Source organism: Cobetia sp. 29-18-1, assembly GCF_029846405.1.
Lineage (GTDB): Bacteria > Pseudomonadota > Gammaproteobacteria > Pseudomonadales > Halomonadaceae > Cobetia > Cobetia amphilecti.
This window is the reverse complement of the sequence record NZ_JARWKS010000018.1, coordinates 36699-56493: the sequence shown is the minus strand read 5'-3', so window position 1 is coordinate 56493 and position 19795 is coordinate 36699. Positions and strand designations below refer to the sequence as shown.

The 19795-nt window shown below is 63.4% G+C and carries 13 protein-coding genes; 4 read left to right on the top strand and 9 right to left on the bottom strand.

Annotated elements, in window-relative coordinates:
- Positions 1–608 precede the first annotated feature (608 nt).
- Positions 609–815 carry a cold-shock protein gene (locus tag QD208_RS13870; protein WP_043334489.1) on the top strand — a complete coding sequence of 69 codons (207 nt, stop codon included), beginning with the start codon at positions 609–611 and terminating at the stop codon, positions 813–815.
- 264 nt (positions 816–1079) lie between these two features.
- On the opposite strand, the gene gcvT is transcribed toward QD208_RS13870, so the two are convergent.
- Positions 1080–2195: a glycine cleavage system aminomethyltransferase GcvT gene (gene gcvT, locus QD208_RS13865; protein ID WP_225348117.1), complete on the bottom strand. Its 1116-nt coding sequence runs from the start codon at positions 2193–2195 to the stop codon at positions 1080–1082.
- A gap of 272 nt (positions 2196–2467) precedes the next feature.
- Entirely contained in the window at positions 2468–3835 is a 1368-nt protein-coding gene (locus tag QD208_RS13860; protein WP_043334493.1) for a sodium:alanine symporter family protein, read from the bottom strand.
- 890 nt (positions 3836–4725) lie between these two features.
- Between QD208_RS13860 and gcvH the strand changes: the two genes are divergently transcribed.
- On the top strand, positions 4726–5118 hold the full coding sequence (gcvH, locus tag QD208_RS13855; RefSeq protein WP_043334495.1) for a glycine cleavage system protein GcvH: 393 nt from the start codon (positions 4726–4728) through the stop codon (positions 5116–5118).
- Between the two features lie 311 nt (positions 5119–5429).
- Positions 5430–8324, top strand: coding sequence for an aminomethyl-transferring glycine dehydrogenase (gene gcvP / locus QD208_RS13850; RefSeq protein WP_215824173.1), 2895 nt, complete (start codon positions 5430–5432; stop codon positions 8322–8324).
- Between the two features lie 169 nt (positions 8325–8493).
- On the opposite strand, the gene QD208_RS13845 is transcribed toward gcvP, so the two are convergent.
- From QD208_RS13845 to QD208_RS13815, 7 genes are all read right to left on the bottom strand, one after another.
- A complete protein-coding gene (locus QD208_RS13845; RefSeq protein ID WP_225348116.1) occupies positions 8494–10146 on the bottom strand; it encodes an ABC transporter substrate-binding protein in 1653 nt (550 codons plus the stop codon).
- Between the two features lie 329 nt (positions 10147–10475).
- Complete coding sequence (locus tag QD208_RS13840; RefSeq protein WP_279837157.1) at positions 10476–12551, bottom strand: DUF4955 domain-containing protein; 2076 nt, start codon at positions 12549–12551, stop codon at positions 10476–10478.
- Between the two features lie 145 nt (positions 12552–12696).
- Positions 12697–12969: a DUF2160 domain-containing protein gene (locus tag QD208_RS13835; protein WP_043334560.1), complete on the bottom strand. Its 273-nt coding sequence runs from the start codon at positions 12967–12969 to the stop codon at positions 12697–12699.
- Positions 12970–13042: 73 nt separating this feature from the next.
- Entirely contained in the window at positions 13043–13843 is an 801-nt protein-coding gene (locus QD208_RS13830; RefSeq protein ID WP_043334505.1) for a carbohydrate ABC transporter permease, read from the bottom strand.
- A gap of 11 nt (positions 13844–13854) precedes the next feature.
- Positions 13855–14724 (bottom strand): sugar ABC transporter permease, encoded by an 870-nt coding sequence (locus tag QD208_RS13825; protein ID WP_279837156.1) that lies wholly within the window; start codon positions 14722–14724, stop codon positions 13855–13857.
- Positions 14724–15962, bottom strand: a complete 1239-nt coding sequence (locus QD208_RS13820; protein ID WP_279837155.1) for an ABC transporter ATP-binding protein — start codon at positions 15960–15962, stop codon at positions 14724–14726. The genes QD208_RS13825 and QD208_RS13820 overlap by 1 nt, the downstream gene beginning before the upstream one ends.
- Positions 15962–17116 (bottom strand): ABC transporter ATP-binding protein, encoded by a 1155-nt coding sequence (locus QD208_RS13815; protein ID WP_279837154.1) that lies wholly within the window; start codon positions 17114–17116, stop codon positions 15962–15964. The genes QD208_RS13820 and QD208_RS13815 overlap by 1 nt, the downstream gene beginning before the upstream one ends.
- A gap of 414 nt (positions 17117–17530) precedes the next feature.
- Between QD208_RS13815 and QD208_RS13810 the strand changes: the two genes are divergently transcribed.
- Complete coding sequence (locus tag QD208_RS13810; RefSeq protein ID WP_279837153.1) at positions 17531–19666, top strand: sigma 54-interacting transcriptional regulator; 2136 nt, start codon at positions 17531–17533, stop codon at positions 19664–19666.
- Positions 19667–19795 lie beyond the last annotated feature (129 nt).

The window sequence follows — 19795 nt, the reverse complement described above, 5'->3', positions numbered from 1 at the left end:
CCCTCGCGCCGCTTTTGACCTTCGAGCCACTTTTGACTCATGAAACAATTTCGCTCGAGGGTGGCAAAACACGGCCCCGGCATCCCACGGATTTTTGCCGACTCTTTTGAGGAAAATCTCTCATGATGTGATGGGCGCATCACATCCTCTCTCCGAGAGCCTTGATGGCTTCGACGCCATCCGCCGGCAGCGCTGCCATCGCTGCCGGCTTTTTTGTGTCCATCGCCCGCCATACGGGGCTTTGCGCCATTCAACCCCCTATACAAGCAAAGCCGCACTATGGTCTTTTACCTACAGGTGTCATCGCTCACACCAAGATAACGGGATAAAAAACAAGCGGACTCCTTGCCCTCGGTGTGGCGAAATTCTCAGCACTATTGGCACGGCTTTGCGGGCGAATTCTGCGCACGATTATTAGGCAAAAGGATAAGTTTTTGATATTTCATTTGACCTTACCGCCCGAGCAGCGCAGTATTGCTCTCGTTGGTTAGCAAGTCGAATATCGTCAGTCGTGATCGAAGCACTTCGGTACCTGGTGTATATCCTCCTTGTTTTACCCACGTTTATCGGGTAACTCCCGGCAATATCATCAGTAAGGAATTACGATCATGGCAACTGGCACAGTCAAGTGGTTCAACGACACCAAAGGTTTCGGCTTCATTTCTCCGGACGACAACGGTGACGACCTGTTCGCACACTTCTCCGAAATCCAGGCTGAAGGCTTCAAGTCTCTGCAAGACGGTCAGAAGGTCTCCTTCGACGTCACCCAGGGCAAGAAAGGCCTCCAGGCCGCTAACATCAAGCTGATCGACTAAGCTTTGATTTTAGCTGGAAGAGGCTAACCCCTCCTCCGACAGAAAAGCCCGCTTCGGCGGGCTTTTCTGCGTCTGGCGTTCGCGCACGCCGCGGGGTATCGCATCCCTCCGCATGCCCGAGTGCCAGACATGAAAAAAGGGACTGCCTGGGCAGTCCCTTTTTCGTTTCCCTTCCTTTTCGTATCTCTTCAAGGCGCTGCTACCCGCGACGGGTCGTCACGCCTCGCAGCGAGCCTGACTGTGGCTCACCTGACCACGGTGCGCTTACCCCCGATAGTAGCGCTGCTCGACGAACGGCATCTTCGTCACCGTCATCGGCAGACGCTTGCCACGCACATCGGCAAACACTTCGGTCTCGAGTGCGCTGTGAGCGATGCTCACGTAGCCCATCGCCACCGGCTTGCCATAGGTCGGCCCGAAGCTGCCGGAGGTCACCACACCGATACGATTGTCCTGGGCATCATAGAGCTCAGCCCCTTCGCGGATAGGCGCACGCCCCTGGGCAACCAGCCCCACCCGCTTGCGGGTGTGATCCTTGTTGGCGATCTGGGTCAGGATGACATCGGCCCCCGGGAAGCCGCCTTCACGCTCGCCGCCCTGACGACGCACCTTGCCCAACGCCCAGATCAGGCTGCCTTCCACCGGCGAGGTGGTGGTATCGAGATCGTGACCGTACAGGCACAGCCCCGCCTCGAGACGCAGCGAGTCCCGCGCGCCAAGACCGATGAACTCCACCTCCTCAATCGCCAGCAACAGACGCGCGAAACGCTCTGCGTCGGCATCGGGCACGGAGATCTCGAAGCCATCCTCGCCGGTATAGCCACTGCGGCTGACCCAACACTCGATGCCCTCGATGGTGACGTGGGCATGGTGCATGAAGGTCAGCTCGCAGGCCTCGGGCGACAGACGCTGCATCACCGCGTGAGCCATCGGCCCCTGCAGTGCGAGCAGTGCCCGATCATCCAGCACCTCAAGCTCGATATCCATCGGCAGGCCGACCCGCAGGTGCGCGATGTCCTGATCCTTGCAGGCAGCGTTCACCACCACGTAGAGGTGATCACCGCCATTGACGATCATCAAGTCATCCAGGATACCGCCAGTGTCGGAGGTCAGCAGGCCATAGCGCTGCATGCCCACCGGCAGGTCGATGATATCCGTCGGCACCAGGGCCTCCAGCGCCGCCTGCACATTCTCGCCACGCAGGATCAACTGCCCCATGTGCGAGACATCGAACAGCCCTGCCTTGGCGCGCGTGTGTTCATGCTCCTTCTTGACGCCAAGCGGGTACTGCACGGGCATGGAATAGCCGGCGAACTCGACCATCCTGGCCCCCTGCTCGACATGCAGGTCATGAAGGGCGGTCTGCTTGAGACCCGTCACTGCGGCGGAATCGGACATCGTCATTCTCCAGGTTGGCTTGCGATGACTCTCAGAGATGGCACCCGAACGGCACACGCTCTCTAGAGGCTTGTTGTCATGGGCACTGCTGTCAGGGCACCGCTGTCAGGAGCCCTGCCGGCATGGGCACTGCTCTCAAGAGCACTGCCGACTTGAACAGGGCACCCTGCGCCTGCACCGCCCAGATCAGGTGACCCGAGCGATGCAGAAGGCAGTCAGTGGCACGGTAGGGCCAGGCGAGTCATCAGCGTCGTTCAGCGATCTTCGCCAGCCAGCACTTCCTTGCCATCAAAATAATCACGCGTCAGCTTGAAGACCACCGGCGACAGCAGCGCCAGACCGATCAGGTTCGGAATCGCCATCAGCGCATTGAAGGTGTCCGCCATCAGCCAGATCAGGTCGAGCTTGGCCATCGCGCCCAGCGGAATCGCGATCACGAACACGATGCGATACAGCATGATGGCACGCGTACCGAACAGGTACTGGAAGCACTTCTCACCATAGAAGGACCAGCCAAGAATGGTGGTGAAGGCGAAGACCGCCAGCGCGATGGCCACCAGGTGGTTGCCCACGCCCGGCAGCGCCTGATCGAAGGACATCGAGGTCAGGGCCGCGCCGGTTTCCCCGGAAGACCACAGGCCGGAAGTGATGATCGCCAGCGCCGTGATGGTGCAGATGATGATGGTGTCGATGAAGGTCCCCAGCATCGCGACCAGCCCCTGACGGACCGGGTTCTTGGTCTGCGCCGCCGCGTGGGCGATGGGCGCACTGCCCAGGCCCGCTTCATTGGAGAAGATACCGCGCGCCACACCGAAACGGATGGCGGCCATCACCGCTGCCCCGGCAAAGCCGCCGGTAGCCGCGACCGGATTGAAGGCATAGGTGAAGATGAGACCGAAGGCATGGCCGATCTGGTCGGCGTTGATCACCAGGATGATGATGCCGGCCAGGAAGTAGGCGATGGCCATGAACGGCACCAGCTTGCCCGCCACACTGGAGATACGCTTGATACCACCGAGAATCACGGCGCCGGCCAGCACCATCATCACCACACCTGAGACCCAGTGCGGGATGGCGAAGGACGTTTCCAGCGCATCCGCGACCGAGTTGGACTGCACGGTGTTGCCGATGCCGAAGGCCGCGAAGCAACCGAAGAAGGCGAAGGCACCGCCCAGCCAGCCCCACTTGGCGCCCAGACCGTTGCGGATGTAGTACATCGGGCCACCGACATGGTTGCCGGTGTCATCGACTTCACGATAACGCACGGCACACACGGCCTCGGCGTACTTGGTCGCCATGCCGACCAGCGCGGTGATCCACATCCAGAAGATCGCCCCCGGGCCACCCAGCGCGATGGCGGTTGCCACGCCCGCGATGTTACCGGTACCGATGGTCGCCGACAGCGACGTCATCAGGGCATTGAAAGGAGAAATCTCGCCGTCGCCATCCTTGCCCGGCGCACGACCATTCCACAACAGCTTGAAGCCGGTACCCAACTTGCGAAGCGGCATGCCCTTGAGGCCTGCCTGAAGATAGAAGCCGACCCCGAGCAACAGGATCAGCATCAATGGGCCCCAGACGACGCCATTGATGGCACTAAAGACGGAACTGATCATTTCCACGCAGATTTCCTCCGCTGAATTGTTGTTATCACACGATGCGCAGTGACTCGTGGCGGTGCCATCCCCAGGCGGGTGATCGACCCGCGACGAGCCTCCCACGGCATTTTCACCGTTGGGACAGCTCACATTAGCGGAAGCTATCTCACTTCACTAGCCCAACAGGGCTTTACGCTGGCAGGTGAGGCAATCATTGCGTAAAAAGTACGATGAGACTGCGCCAACTCGCATGTTTCATCGCCTCATCGTGTCTTCTGGCAGCAGATCCTGCGCCAGGTGATCTCGAGACTGGCGAAAAAAATCTCACAACAAGCCAAGCCGGATGTCGAGACAAATGTCGAACCGAAAGCCGAGCCGCATGCCCGGCGCGGTCACGCTCAGGTGAAACTCGCTCAGCGCCACCAGCGCTCTCATGCGCTCTCATCAGGTTCGCTTTGCTTGAACGCATCAGGCATTGACAGCAGGGTCTTCACGACACAACATGGAAACAAGTTTCCGATAAGAAACTGCCGGCACCATAACGCGAGTTTGAGCGGCTCGCAACAGTGACTCGGACATCCTCGCCCACTGGCGCGACCGATCTCCCGCGCTGCTGCAATGCACTCAACCTCTCACGAGGTGTCACGGCGCGCAGGCAAAGCGCCGGGCGGCCTGGCCAGCGATGCACAGCCATGGGCCAGGCAGGCCCGTGATGGCGGGCTTCATGAGTGAACCACGCAAGACACTGGACGCCCGAAGAGTGACAGACCACGATAGAGGTACGGCCGTCAGCAATACACGCCCAAAGTCGTAGCATCACGCGGCAGTCTGCCACTGCCACACGCCGGGACCTTGGGGCATAATGACGTACCGATTCCCTGAATCAGAAAATCTTTTCACATAGGAAAACACTCATGAGCAATATTCCCGCCACGCTGAAGTACACCGAGAGTCACGAGTGGGTTCAGGACAACGGTGATGGCACCGTGACCATCGGGATCACCGACCACGCCCAGGAAGCGCTGGGCGATGTCGTCTTCGTCGAACTGCCGGAAGTCGGCCGTGAGCTGGCGCTGGAAGAAGAGTTCGGGGTCATCGAGTCCGTCAAGGCGGCCTCTGATCTTTACGCGCCGCTGGCCGGTGAAGTCATCGCCGTCAACGAGAGCCTCGAAGACGCGCCGGAATCCGTCAACGAAAGCCCCTATGACGATGCCTGGATTCTGAAGATGAAGGTCGCTGACAGCGCCGAACTCGACAAGCTGCTCGACGCTGATGCCTATTCTCAGCTGGTCGAAAGCGAAGCCTGATCGCCGTCAACCTCCTGTCCATGCCGCAGACGCTCAGGGCAGGAGGTTTCAGCGCCTTTCCGAGCTCGCATACAGCCGCACTCGCGCACAGCCACCCTCGTGACTGCGCCACCCCGTTTCGATGGCACGACGCCCCTGACACGACCGCCCTTGCAGGTCGCGCGGGGAGTGAAGCAACTGCAGCATGCTCGGCAGTGATGTCGATGCCCCCATGATTCCCGACGCCCTGCCCGCAGCTTCCTCGCTGGCACGGTGATGTTCCTCCCGCGGACTGCCCTCTGCAGTCCCCGTTGCAGCACAGGATTTCTTGCATGGCTCACGAGACGCTTACCCTGGCCCAGCTGGCCGGACACGACGATTTCATCTCCCGCCACAATGGGCCGACCGATGCCAATGTGACGCGCATGTTGGCGACGCTGGGCGAAGAGAGCATCGCCACGCTCATCGACCGCACGGTGCCCACCGCCATTCGTCTGGGCCGTGAGCTGGATCTCGAAGGGCCACGCACGGAATCCGAAGCACTGGACTACCTGAAGCGCCTCGCGCGTCAGAACAAGGTGTTCAAGACCTATATCGGCCAGGGTTACCACAACACCCACCTGCCGGCGGTCATCCAGCGCAACGTGCTGGAAAACCCGGGCTGGTACACCGCCTATACGCCCTATCAGCCGGAAATTGCCCAGGGTCGTCTCGAAGGGCTGCTCAACTTCCAGCAGGCGGTGATGGACCTGACCGGCATGGAGCTGGCCAACGCCAGCCTGCTGGACGAAGCCACCGCCGCTGCCGAGGCCATGGCGCTGTGCCAGCGCGGCAACAAGAAGAGCAAGAGCAAGCGCTTCTTCATCGCCGATGACGTGCTGCCGCAGACCCTGGACGTCATGCGCACCCGCGCCGACTACTTCGGCTTCGAGCTGATCATCGATGCCGCCGAGAACGTCGGCGAGCACGACATCTTCGGCGCCCTCTTCCAGTATCCGGGCAACACCGGTCAGGTGCGCGACCTCGCGCCGCTGCTGGACGCCGCGCGCGCCAATGGCGCGATGAGCGTGGTGGCCGCCGACCTGCTGAGCCTGGTGCTGCTCAAGTCGCCGGGCAGCCTCGGCGCCGACATCGTCGTCGGTACCTCCCAGCGCTTCGGCGTGCCGATGGGCTTCGGCGGCCCGCACGCGGCCTTCTTCGCCACCACCGACAAGCTCAAGCGCTCCATCCCGGGCCGCATCATCGGCGTCTCCAAGGACTCACGCGGCAACCCGGCACTACGCATGGCGATGCAGACCCGCGAGCAGCACATCCGCCGCGAGAAGGCGACCTCCAACATCTGTACCGCCCAGGCACTGCTGGCCAACATCGCCGGCTTCTACGCCGTCTATCACGGTGCCGAGGGCCTCAAGCGCATCGCCACCCGCGTGCATCGCCTGACCAGCATTCTCGCCGAGGGCGTCAGCCGTTGCGGCATGGCACTGGCCCACGACAGCTGGTTCGATGCCATCACCGTGACCGGCGTGGATGAGGGCAAGATCCACGGTCGCGAGCTGACCCACGAGATCAACCTGCGCCACCACGGCGACGGCCGCATCACCATCAACCTCGACGAGACCACCACCGCCGCTGACGTCGGCGTGCTGTTCGACGTGCTGCTCGGCGAGGAGCACGGCCTGTCCGTCGCCGCGCTGGACCAGGACCTGCTGGCCAAGGGCGCAAGCGCGATTCCGGCGGCCTGCCAGCGTGACAGCGACTTCCTGACCCACCCGACCTTCAGCCGCTACCACTCGGAAACCGAGATGCTGCGCTACCTGAAGCGTCTGGAGAACAAGGACCTGTCGCTGACCCACGCGATGATTCCGCTGGGCAGCTGCACCATGAAGCTGAACGCCACCACCGAGATGATCCCGGTCACCTGGCCCGAATTCGCCAACGTCCATCCCTTCGCACCGTCGGATCAGGTAGTGGGCTACAAGCAGATGATCGATGAGCTGTCCGCTTTCCTGGTCGAGATCACCGGCTACGACGCCATCTCCATGCAGCCGAACTCCGGCGCGCAGGGGGAATACGCGGGGCTGGTTGCGATCCGTCGCTATCAGGCCTCCATCGGCGAAGGCGCGCGCGACATCTGCCTGATCCCCAGCTCCGCCCACGGCACCAACCCGGCCTCGGCCGCGATGGCCGCCATGAAGGTGGTGGTGGTCGAGTGTGACGCCAACGGCAACATCGACATCGCCGACCTGCGCGCCAAGGCTGAACAGCACAGCGACAAGCTGTCCGCGATCATGATCACCTACCCGTCCACCCACGGCGTGTTCGAGGAAACCGTGCGCGAGGCCTGTCAGGTCGTTCACGATCACGGCGGCCAGGTCTATATCGACGGCGCCAACATGAACGCCCAGGTCGGCATCTGCCGCCCGGGTGACTTCGGCGGCGATGTCTCGCACCTCAACCTGCACAAGACCTTCTGCATTCCCCACGGTGGCGGCGGCCCGGGCATGGGCCCGATCGGCATCAAGGCCCACCTGGCGCCGTTCGTCTCCAACCACGTGGTCACCCCGCTGGAAGGCGTGAAGCCGGAATGCACCGCCGTCTCGGCCGCCGCCTTCGGTTCCGCGGCGATCCTGCCGATCTCCTGGGCCTACATCAAGATGATGGGCGCGCAGGGGCTGCGTGAAGCCACCGAGCTTGCGATCCTCAACGCCAACTACATCGCCACGCGTCTCGATGGGCACTATCCGGTGCTCTATCGCGGCAAGAACGGCACCGTGGCGCATGAGTGCATCATCGATATCCGCCCGTTGAAGGCCGCTTCCGGCATCAGCGAGGAAGACATCGCCAAGCGCCTGATCGACTACGGCTTCCACGCGCCGACCATGTCGTTCCCGGTGGCGGGCACCCTGATGGTCGAGCCCACCGAGTCCGAATCGCTCTACGAGATCGACCGTTTCTGTGAAGCGATGATCGCGATTCGCGCCGAGATCACCCGTGTCGAGCAAGGCGAGTGGACACTGGAAGACAACCCGCTGGTGCACGCGCCGCACACCCAGGCCGACCTGATGGACGCCGAGTGGACGCGCAGCTACTCCCGCGAGATCGGTGCCTTCCCCAGCGAGCACGTCAAGGCCGCCAAGCAATGGCCGGCGGTCAACCGGGTCGACAACGTGCACGGCGATCGTCAGTTGATCTGCTCGTGCCCGAGCATCGATCTCTACCGTGATTGAGAGCCATGATTGAAAGCCGCGATTGAGAGCCAGCAATGAGGCGGTGATGAAACACTGTCGCTGATCGCTCTGGCACAAAAACGCCCCTGCCGGGAAACCGGCAGGGGCGTTGTCGTTGCTGCAGCCTTTCAGCAGGCTGTTCGATGGCGCACTGTCGCGCCAGTCGCGATTACTCCTTCCAGCTCTTGAGCAGCTCGTCGTAGGCGATGGTCTCGCCCTTGGGCTTCTCGTTGTCCAGCTTGGCCTTCGGCGCACCCGGCTGGGCGAACCAGTACTCCGCATCACGCTCCTCGTTGAGCTTCGGCCCACAGTTGTCCATCACCTTGGCGCGCTCGAGACGCTCGAGAATGCGGTCCTGCGCCTTGGCCAGGCCATCGAGGGCTTCCTGCGGCGTGGCTTCACCACTGGCGGCCTGGGAGATGTACTGCCACCACAGCTGGGCAAGCTTGGGATAATCCGGCACGTTGGTGCCGGTCGGCGACCACTGCACCCGCGCCGGGCTGCGATAGAACTCGACCAGACCGCCCAGCTTCGGCGCGGCATCGGTCATCGCCTGGGACTGGATATCCGACTCGCGGATCGGCGTCAGCCCTTCCAGCGTCTTCTTGAGCGAGACGGTCTTGGCGGTGACGAACTGCGCGTACAGCCAGGCCGCGTGACGATTCTTCTCCGGGGTGGAATCGAAGAAGGTCCAGGCGCCCACGTCCTGATAGCCAAGCTTCATGCCCTCTTCCCAGTACGGGCCATGCGGCGACGGCGCCATGCGCCACTTCGGGGTGCCATCGTCGTTGACCACCGGCAGGCCATCCCGCGTCATGTCGGCGGTAAAGGCGGTGTACCAGAAGATCTGCTGGGCGATGTTGCCCTGGGACGGCACCGGACCGGACTCGGAGAAGGTCATTCCCTGGGCTTCCGGTGGTGCGTACTTGCCCAGCCAGTCGACATACTTGGTGGTGGCATAGACGGCCGCCGGGCCGTTGGCCGCGCCGCCACGCGTCACCGAGGAGCCCACCGGCTGACATTCCTCGACACGAATACCCCACTCATCTACCGGCAGGCCATTGGGCAGGCCCTTGTCACCGGCACCCGCCATCGAGAACCAGGCATCGGTGAAGCGCCAGCCGAGTGACGGGTCCTTCTTGCCGTAATCCATGTGGCCATAGACCCGCTCACCATCGATTTCCTTGACGTCATTGGTGAAGAAGTCGGCGATGTCCTCATAGGCCGACCAGTTGACCGGCACCCCCAGCTCGTAGCCGTACTTGTCCTTGAATTGCTTCTTCAAATCTTCGCGCTCGAACCAGTCGGCACGGAACCAATAGAGGTTGGCGAACTGCTGGTCCGGCAGCTGATAGAGCTTGTCATCCGGGCCGGTGGTGAAATCCAGTCCGATGAAGTCGTCCAGATCCAGCGTCGGCGAGGTGAAGGCCTTGCCGTCGCCTTCCATCATGTCGCTGATCGGCACGACCTTGCCATAGCGGAAGTGCGTGCCGATCAGGTCGGAGTCGTTGACGTAGCCATCGTAGATATTGCGCCCGGACTGCATCTGGGTCTGCAGTTTCTCGATGACGTCGCCTTCCTGAATCAAGTCGTGGGTCAGCTTGATGCCGGTGATCTCGCTGAAGGCCTTGGCCAGCACCTTGGACTCGTATTCATGGGTGGTCAGGGTTTCCGAGGCCACCTTGATTTCCATGCCGCGCAGCGGTTCAGCGGCCTTGATGAACCATTCGAGCTCGGACATCTGCTCGTCCTTGCTCAGCGTGGAGGGTGAGAACTCCTGATCGATCCACTTCCTTGCCGCATCCTGATACTGATCGGCCATGGCCTGACTGGAAAGGCCGGCTAGCCCTGCCGCCGTGGCGAAGGCGATGGCGTAACGCAGGCGTGCGGGTCGAATGATGTGCTGACTCATGGGATGTCCCTTCATTGGCGTTATTGTTGTGTCGCGTCTTCCAACAACCACTTCCGTCAATCACGTGTCGCGCGGCGCGATTCGCCGCCTTGCTTGCTCTCGGTGCTGCTCGTCCTCCTGCCGTTGTGATCGGCTGTCGTTGGCTGCTGCCCTGTTGTCCTTGCTGCCCTGTTGTCCTTGCTGACCTGCTTGCTCTGCTGCGCTGATGCACTGACGCCCTGATGCTCAGCGGCTTGCTGTCACTCTCGCGTCTCCTGCAGCAGCTCGCGCTGGGCGCGGTAGAGCGAGGCGGGCTTCACGGCCTCGCCCGGTGACTCGACGCGGGCCTGCAAGGCATCCATCGGCGGCAAGGGGTCATACTCGGTCACGCCCTTGGCATTCATCACCCGGGCATAGTCATGGCGATTGGCGATGCCCAGCGCATGCCCGGTCGCCCCGACGACCGTCGGCATGATCACCTTGCCGAAGTGGGAGTCGGCGCGCATGAAGGGCCAGGCAGCATGCGGCTTGCCGGTATTGACCGGGTTCCACAGCACCAGCCCGCGCAGATGATTGGGCTGATGGCCGACACTGGCGCCCCAGCGGTCGCGCACATGACCGCCGCGCTTGCGATCGAACACGTTGTCGCGCGATTGCTGACCATGCAGCTCGATACCACTGTCACCGGCGTGCTCCAGTTCAAGGTAGACGTTATGGGTCGCGTAGCGGGCCACCCCGGGCGCATGCCAGGCATGACTTTGGTCGACTACCTGGCGGGCCAGTACCTGATTGCTGTCACTGATCGTCATCGCGATATGCCCGGGCTTGCCGGTCATCGTCACGTCTTCGAGTGTCAGCTGTGAACTGTGGCGCACCTTCACCCCCTGATTGAAACTGTCGAGCCGTACGTCACGTACCCAGCCATCCGTGATGCCATCCAGGTCCAGAAGACCGAAGCCGCTGTCATCCTCGGCGCTGCGGTGATGCTTGAAGTGCCCCCGCCAGTTGCCCTTGAGCGTGATGCCCTGCACCCCGACTTCCCGCGCCGGGTGCAGGCGTGCGATGCGCCACTGCTCACCGGGAAAGCGCTCATGCACCACCGGCAGCGAGAGCGTGAGGCGCTTGCCGTCACGTGCCACCACGCGGTAGCGCGCCCGCTTGATCACTCCGTCACGCTCGATCAACCAGCGTGACTCGCCGGTGCTGGCGTCCTTTTCCATCTGATAGGGTGCCAGGGCACGCGCCACTGCCTCAGGCCGCTTGTCGATGCTCTCCAGCAACACCTCGTCGCCTGGCGCGAGCGCTGCGCCATCTGTCTCATCCGCCTCACCCGCCTCACCCGCCTCATCGGCCAGCGTGATCGTGTCCTGCGTATCCGCCGGCTGCCGGTGGCTCGTCGCCGTGATGGCTTGCCATTCTTCCTGCTTGCCACCCTCGGCCAGATTACCCAGATGCAGCAGCCAGGGAGTGCTCCAGTACCAGCTGGCGTGCAACGGCAGCATCGGCCGGGTCTGCTTGAGGTGCGTGACATCACTGCCCGCGCCCATCAAGGTCCAATGACTGCCTGCCAGACTCAAGCCCTGCATCTTGAGCAATGCCTCGCGCAGCGCCTGCTGGCGTTCTGCATCCGCCACCGCGGCTTTCAGTGCCACCAGGCGGGAGTGAAACCAGTCGCGCTCGGCCGCCCCATACACCACGTAATCCCCCGCCGGGAAATACAGCACGCCGCGCCGCGCCGCGCGGTCAGCGTCATCACTGCCCTGACGTTGCCAGTCACGCATGGCGGCATGCGCCTTGAGGATCGCGCGGCGATCGCTCAGGGTGTCACTGCCATCCGCGCCGTAGGCCGTGACATCGAACCGGCGCAGCGCGCCCTTTTCGCTCTCACCTGCTGTGCCCTTTTCTGCCTCGCCCTTTCCTGGCGCTTCACCAGCATCATGTGGCTCAAGCTCAAGTGCCGGCAGTGCCTCGCCCTGGTGGTAGCCAGCGCGGTAAACGTCTGGCAGTGGCAGTGGCTTGCGCGCCTCGGGTGAGCGGGTCTGATTGGCCTGCCACACGCGCTGATACTGCTGCCACAATGTTGATTGCCCTGCATCTTCCGTCTCGACATCCCCGACCTGCTGATCAGGCGTCGCGGTGCCCGGGCTTTCGAGCGGTGTACCAGCCCACCAACCGAGGGCGACAACGCAGGCAATGCTCAGCCCTGTCACGCCCGCCCAGAGACGACGGCGGTTCTTGCGGCCCGGCGAGGGAGAGTCGCCACGTGAAGCGCCATGTAAAGCACCCTTTGAAGCACTACCTGTAGACGAGCGATGCGGTGAGCTAGATGACGACATGCAACGAGATTCCAGAGCGGCGAATGTCACTGGCGGATGCCAGTCAGAACCGCTTGGGACTCCCCTCAGGCTGTCCGGTTCCGTGTTGCCACCGGGCGACGCTGCCTGTCGTCAGCGCTCTGTCCTCTCCACATCTCCCCGCATTTCATCCCCACTTCATCAACACCAGCATCCAGACGACACACACGATGCTGATCATCCACAGCACCTGATCGGTAAAGCCCAACCACAGCAGATGCAGCCAGCCGCTGGAGAGCAGCCCGATGAACAGTCTGTCGCCCCGCGTGGTCGCGATGGGCAGAAATCCCTGCCGACTCAGCGTCGGGGTCACGAACTGCCAGGCAGTCATGCCCAGCAGCAGGGTGCCGATACCGGCAAAGAAGAGTGACGTGGGCAGTGTCCAGGCCATCCATTCCATCATCATGTCCTCTTGTGGGCCGCCAGCAGAGACTTGCTGACGGCAATGACAGCGGCGCTCGGCCTGGTGCCGATCACACCCGGCCCAGGGCGAAGCCCTTGGCGACATGGTTGCGCACGAAGTAGATCACCAGAATGCCGGGAATCAGCGTCAGGGCACCGGCGGCGGCCAGCACGCCCCAGTCGATGCCCGAGGCCGAGACCGTTCGCGTCATCACCGCCGCTATCGGTTTCGCCTCCGTCGAGGTCAAGGTTCGCGCCAGCAACAGCTCCACCCACGAGAACATGAAGCAGAAGAAGGCGGTCACCCCGATGCCCGGGCGAATCATCGGAATGAACAGCGTCAGGAAGAAACGCGGGAAGCTGTAGCCGTCGATATAGGCCGTCTCATCGATCTCCTTGGGCACGCCGGACATGAAGCCTTCCAGAATCCAGACCGCCAGCGGCACGTTGAACAGACAGTGCGCGAGTGCCACCGCCAGCGGAGTATCGAACAGTCCCACCGAGGAATAGAGCTGGAAGAACGGCAGCAGGAAGACCGCCGGCGGCGCCATGCGATTGGTCAGCAGCCAGAAGAACAGGTGCTTGTCGCCCAGGAAGCGATAGCGCGAGAAGGCATAGGCCGCCGGCAGCGCCACCGCCAGCGAGATGAGCATGTTGAGCACCACGTAGCTCATCGAGTTGAGGTAGCCCATGTACCAGCTGGGGTCGGTGAAGATCACCCGATAGTTGTCGAAGGTGAAGTTCTCGGGCCACAGGGTCAGGCCGCCGAGAATCTCCTGATTCGACTTGAAGGACATGATCAGCAGCCAGTAGATCGGCACCAGCAGGAACAGCAGATAGATCGTCATTACCAGACGCTTGCGTGTGGTCATCACTCGTCTCCTCAGGCGTCGTCACTGTCCTGATGGGTCATGGCGGTATAGAACAGCCACGAGACCAGCAGGATGATGAGGAAGTAGATCAGCGAGAAGGCAGCGGCACGTCCGAGATCGAACTGGCCGATCGCCATCTGGGTCAAGGTCTGGGACAGGAAGGTGGTGGTGGTACCCGGCCCGCCACCGGTGAGCACGAAGGGCTCGGTGTAGATCATGAAGCTGTCCATGAAGCGCAGCATGATGCCGATCAACAGCACGCTCTTGAGCTTGGGCAGCTGGATGTAGCGGAACACGGCCCAGGGCGAGGCTCGGTCGATGCGCGCGGCCTGGTAATAGACATCGGGAATGGCACGCAGCCCCGAATAGCACAGCAGCGCCACCAGCGACGTCCAGTGCCAGACATCCATCACCAGCACCGTCACCCAGGCGTCAGCCGGATTGGAGGCGTAGTTGTAGTCGATGCCCAGCTGGCCCAGCGCCCAGCCGTAGAGACCGATGTCCTCACGACCGATGATCTGCCAGATGGTGCCGACCACGTTCCAGGGAATCAGCAGCGGCAAGGCCAGCAGAATCATGCACAGCGAGACCATGAAGCCCTTGCGCGGCATCGAGAGCGCCACGGCGACCCCCAGTGGAATCTCGATGGCCAGCACCGCGAAGGAATAGACGAACTGACGGATCAGCGAGTCGTGCAGGCGCTCGTCACGCAGGATCTCGCGATACCATTCGGTGCCGACGAAGAAGCGCGTGGAGGGATCGAAGATGTCCTGCACTGAGTAGTTGACCACCGTCATCATCGGGATGATGGCCGAGAACGCCACCACGATGACCACCGGCAGCACCAGCCACCAGGCGCGATTGTTGTGTGTGCGTTGCATCAGGCGTTTCCTCCCGGCCGCTGGTCATCTTCCCCTCTGACAGGGCCGCTACTCTCACCTCTGGCAAGGCTGTCCGCCTCGCCACTGTCGTGTGCGCCAGCCTGTGACAGGTCCAGCAGATGCTCATCGAGATAGAAGCGCTGCCAGCGGGCCGGCAGACGCAGGCGCACGCGGCCTGCTGGAATCGGCGCATCTTCCTCGATACGCGCCTTGAACAGGCAGCCGCCGCCGATGTCGAGATCCACCACCTTGTAGGTGCCAAGATCCTGCACCAGCGTGACCTGACCACTCAGCCAATGCTCGCGGGTGTCGGGAACCGCCGCCGCTGGTGAACTGTCGCTGGCCTCGAGCTCGACGAATTCCGGCCGGATGCCCAGCTTCAACTCGCCCTTGCGCTCCGCCAGTGTCGCCAGCAGCGCCGGTGGGAGATGCAGCAAGGGCGCATCCTCCCCCGTGCCGAGCCGCACGCCCTGTGATTCCAGCGTGATGCTGGCCAGGTTCATGCCTGGCGAGCCGATGAAGTAGCCCACGAAGGTGTGCGCGGGGTCCTCGAACAGCTCGCGCGGGGTGCCGAACTGCACGATGCGGCCCTCGTACATCACCGCGATCTTGTCGGCGAAGGTCGAGGCCTCCAGCTGATCATGGGTGACGTAGACCATGGTGATGTTGAACTGCTCATGGATCTGCTTGAGCTTGCGGCGCAGCTTCCACTTGAGGTGGGGGTCGATGACCGTCAGTGGTTCATCGAACAGGATGGCGGCCACGTCATCGCGCACCAGGCCACGGCCCATCGAGACCTTCTGCTTCTCGTCGGCCGTCAGGTTGCTGGCACGCCGCGTCAGTAGGTCTTCCAGCTCCAGCACCTGGGCGATCTCACGCACCCGGGACTGCACCTTGTGCTCCGGCTGGCGCTGATTGCGCAGCGGGAAGGCCAGATTGTCGAAGACCGTCATGGTGTCGTAGACCACCGGGAACTGGAAAACCTGGGCGATGTTGCGCTCTTCCGGCGGCAGCCGATTGACCACGCGATCATCGAAGCGCACCTCGCCCTCGGAGGGGGCCAGCAGACCGGAGATGATGTTGAGCAGCGTGCTCTTGCCACACCCCGACGGGCCGAGCAGTGCATAGGCGCCGCCCTGCTGCCAGACATGATTCATGCGCCGGATGGCGTAATCACTGTCCGCGGTGGGCGCCGCCAGGTAGCTGTGCGCCAGATCATTGAGGTGTATTTCCGCCATCAGGCCAGCCCTCCGCCAGTCGTGGTGGGTCGCTCGGGCGAGCGGATCAGTGCCCCATCGCCATGCTGTTCCGCCCCGTCACCGCCATCGGCGGCATAGACGAACAGCTTGTGGGCGGGGGCATAGACGCGGATGGCATCATCCACGGCGAAGTCGTGGATGCCGGCCAGATGCAGGACCAGCGAGTGATCGGCATTGCTGACATGCAGGAAGGTCTCGGAGCCGGAGATCTCGGCGATATCCACCGTGACGGCGAACTCCAGATCATCATCGGCCAGTGGTGCCAGCCCCAGATGGCTGGGGCGGATGCCGAAGCGGTAGGCCCCGCTCTCGATCCCCGCCAGTGGCGTGGGCAGCACGAAACGACTGCCCTGCTCGCCGGCACTGGCCGCGCCGGAGAACGCCAGCTCACGTCCGCGCACCTCGGCCTCGAACAGATTGATCTGCGGCTCGGAGTAAAGCTTCGCCGCCTCGACACTCAGCGGATGATGGTAGACGGCTTCGGTAAGCCCGGACTGCAGCACCCGCCCTTCATGCATCAGGGTGGTGGTGCCGCCGAGTGCCAGCGCCTCGCCGGGCTCGGTAGTGGCGTAGACGGCAATGGTGTTGCGGGTCGCGAACAGGCTGCGCATCTCGTGGCGCAGCTCTTCGCGCAGCTTGTAGTCGAGATTGACCAGCGGCTCATCGAACAGCACCAGGTCGGCGTCCTTGACCAGCGCCCGCGCCATGGCCGTGCGCTGCTGCTGGCCACCGGACAGCTCCGCCGGCTGACGCGCAAGAAACTGCTCGATGTGCAGCATCTCGGCGATCTCGTGCACGCGGCGACGGATTTCCTCCGGCGCCATGCGCGCCAGCTTCAGCGGCGAGGCGATATTGTCGTAGACGCTCAGGCTCGGGTAGTTGATGAACTGCTGATAGACCATCGAGATGTTGCGCTCGCGCACCGGACGACCGGTCACGTCCTCGCCGTTCATCACGATGCGCCCGTCACTGGGCACATCGAGACCCGCCATCAGGCGCATCAGCGACGTCTTGCCGGACAGGGTGCGTCCCAGCAGCACATTGAAGGAGCCGGGCTCGAAGGTCAGGTCCACCCTGTCGATATGGGTCTCGCGGCCAACCCGGCGGGTGACCGCCTCAAGGCTCAAGGACATGGCGCTGTCTCGTCTGGTGAAAGTCATCGGGGCAAGGACACGGCCAACCACTGCCGAGTGTTCACACCCACCTGGTGACTATCCTCAAGCGAACCCTGTGCCAGCCGCGCGCAAACCTGTGCCCACAGACACCCTCCATCAGCCCTCGAAGGGCGCCGGATTCCGCTCTTCTGTCGATCATTCAGCCACTTGCCAGATGCGACCAAGGCAGGGGCAGACCATGGTCTAGCCCGTCATCCGCCGCGTCTGCCGCTACTCTGATGAACAGTGTCTGAACACTGGAGTTCTCGGAACTGAACACTCACCACGCACAAGTGAACATTGCCGTGAACACTCCCCCAGACCGAAAACAGCATCGATAACAGCACCAATAACAACAGAGGCCTGAAAGGCCCGCCGCACAAGGGACGTCGCATGCCACTACCCCACGCCGCCAAGCACTCAGCCCGCCACGCAGAAGATCAGGCACTCGATCCAGGCGCCGCCTGCGCAACGTCTGCGGCGGCGCTTCCCCCTGCTTCCTCCTCTTCTGTTCCCTCTTCTTTCCCCTCGGCGCTGCCGCCCTCAACCCTCAGGTGTCCGCCGGAGGAGCTCGTCTGGCGGCAGCGTCAGGCCGCCAGCCTGATGGCGACGGTGGCGTCAGCGGTGGCCGGCCATACCCTCAACCTGCTCGATCACTGGCAGGCGTGTCTGGTACTGACCGACCGCGACGGCGTGGTGCTGGCAAGCTACGGCCATCAACAGCTGCTGGGCAATGACGCCGCCCTGTTGCACCCCGGCGCGCGCTGGCGTGAGGAGTCGCTGGGTCACAACGCCATCGCCGAGACCCTGAATGCGCCGCGCGCCAATCGCCTGGCACGCATCGCCCTCGAGGCGCATGACGCCGAATGCCTCAAGGGGCTGGCCAGCGCCAGTGCCGCACTGCTAGCCCCCGCCAGCTGGAGTGCCAGTCGCGGCCTGACACCCGGCGCCTGCGAGGGGTGCCTGGGACTGATCTGCGATCCCTACCGTGTGCGCCAGTACAGCCTCGGCATGCTCGGGGTACTGGCGGATGACATCGAGCAACGCCGTCTGGGCGAGGCGCATGGGCACGACCATCACCTGTTGCGCCTGCATCTCAACCGCTCGCAGCTGGACTCGCCCAGCGCGGCCCTGCTGGCCATCACACCGCAAGGTCAGGTCGCGGCTGCCAGTCGCCGGGGACTGCAGCTGCTGGCGGCTCACATTGAACTCACGCCCGCCTCCGACAGCGCAGACAACGCATCGAACAGCGCGGCCAATGCATCGAACAGCACAGCCCATGCAGCGGACAGCGACAGCTGCGCCACCCGCGATGACATCCACCTGCTGCTGGGCCAGCCGCTGGCACGCTGGCAGCTGGACTGGGCGCCGCTGGCCCAGCTTGCCGAGGCGCAGTGCCTGACGCTCACACAGCACCCGCGCTTAACGGGCTACACCCTGTGCGCAGCCCCGCCCAGGCCACGGGTCGTGGCCCGTGCGCCGGCCGAGCGCTCCGCAAGCCAGCCACCGACCGAGACCGCCACTCGAGAGACTGCGTGCCACCCGAGCCTTGCGCGCCTGCATCATGGCGATGCCGGCTGGGCCAGGGTCTGCGAACTGCTGGCGCGGCTGGTGAACGCCCGCCTGCCACTGCTGCTGCAGGGCGAGACCGGCGTCGGCAAGGAGGAAGTGGTCAAGGCGCTGCATCAGGCCAGTCATCGCGCCCATCAGCCGCTGGTCGCCATCAACTGCGCCGCCTTGCCTGATGAGCTGGTCGAGGCCGAACTGTTCGGCTATCGGCGCGGCGCCTTTACCGGTGCCGACCCCGCCGGACGCGAAGGCCGCCTGCTCGAGGCCAATGGCGGGCGCCTGTTTCTGGATGAGATCGGCGACATGCCACTGCATGTGCAGGCGCGTCTGCTGCGCGTGCTGCAGGAGCGTGAAGTCACCCCGCTGGGCGGCGGCAAGCCGCAGCGGGTCGATTTCGAACTGGTGGCCGCCACCCATCAGCCCCTCAGCGAGCTGGTCAATGCGGGACGCTTCCGGGCAGATCTCTACTATCGCCTGTGCGGCGCCACCATTGCCCTGCCGCCGCTGAGGGAGCGTCACGACATCGCCGGCCTGAGTCGTGCCCTGCTGACCAGGCTGTGCGGGGAGCAGCAACGTGAGCTGCCGCGCATCACGCCCGCCTTCCTCGATCGCCTCACCCAGCATGACTGGCCCGGCAACGTGCGCGAGCTGGACAACGTGCTGCGTCTGGCGCTGGCACTGTGCGACGGGCCGGCCCTGGAGCCGTGCCATGTGATGCTGGCGGGCGACTGTCTCGCATCACAGGGCGACTGCCTCGCGGTAGAAGGCGACTGTCCCGCAGCAGAGGGCGAGCTTGCCCGCCAGCCCTCGCAACCCAGCGGCCTGCCCTCGTTGCATGATCTCTCCAGCGCCGAGGAGCTGCAAAGTGCGCTGGACGCGCTGGGCGGCAACGTCTCGCGTCTCGCGCGGGAGCTGGGCATCAGTCGCACCACGCTCTACAAGCGACTCGGCGCGGCCTGACGCAGCAGGCTTCTCCTCAAGCCCTGTCTCCAAGCCCTGTCTCCAACCTATCTTCAAGCCCTGGCCCTGAAACGCCCGCGCCCCCGCAGACAGACTCTGCGGGGGCGCGGGCGTTTCTTGCGACTCCTG

What these genes read in the sequence shown, in the direction of transcription:
- QD208_RS13870 (WP_043334489.1), top strand. Translation starts at nt 609, where the DNA reads ATGGCAACTGGCACAGTCAAGTGGTTCAACGACACCAAAGGTTTCGGC.
- gcvH (WP_043334495.1), top strand. Translation starts at nt 4,726, where the DNA reads ATGAGCAATATTCCCGCCACGCTGAAGTACACCGAGAGTCACGAGTGG.
- gcvP (WP_215824173.1), top strand. Translation starts at nt 5,430, where the DNA reads ATGGCTCACGAGACGCTTACCCTGGCCCAGCTGGCCGGACACGACGAT.
- QD208_RS13845 (WP_225348116.1), bottom strand. Translation starts at nt 10,146, where the DNA reads ATGGCCGATCAGTATCAGGATGCGGCAAGGAAGTGGATCGATCAGGAG.
- QD208_RS13840 (WP_279837157.1), bottom strand. Translation starts at nt 12,551, where the DNA reads ATGTCGTCATCTAGCTCACCGCATCGCTCGTCTACAGGTAGTGCTTCA.
- QD208_RS13835 (WP_043334560.1), bottom strand. Translation starts at nt 12,969, where the DNA reads ATGGAATGGATGGCCTGGACACTGCCCACGTCACTCTTCTTTGCCGGT.
- QD208_RS13830 (WP_043334505.1), bottom strand. Translation starts at nt 13,843, where the DNA reads ATGACCACACGCAAGCGTCTGGTAATGACGATCTATCTGCTGTTCCTG.
- QD208_RS13825 (WP_279837156.1), bottom strand. Translation starts at nt 14,724, where the DNA reads ATGCAACGCACACACAACAATCGCGCCTGGTGGCTGGTGCTGCCGGTG.
- QD208_RS13820 (WP_279837155.1), bottom strand. Translation starts at nt 15,962, where the DNA reads ATGGCGGAAATACACCTCAATGATCTGGCGCACAGCTACCTGGCGGCG.
- QD208_RS13815 (WP_279837154.1), bottom strand. Translation starts at nt 17,116, where the DNA reads ATGTCCTTGAGCCTTGAGGCGGTCACCCGCCGGGTTGGCCGCGAGACC.
- QD208_RS13810 (WP_279837153.1), top strand. Translation starts at nt 17,531, where the DNA reads ATGCCACTACCCCACGCCGCCAAGCACTCAGCCCGCCACGCAGAAGAT.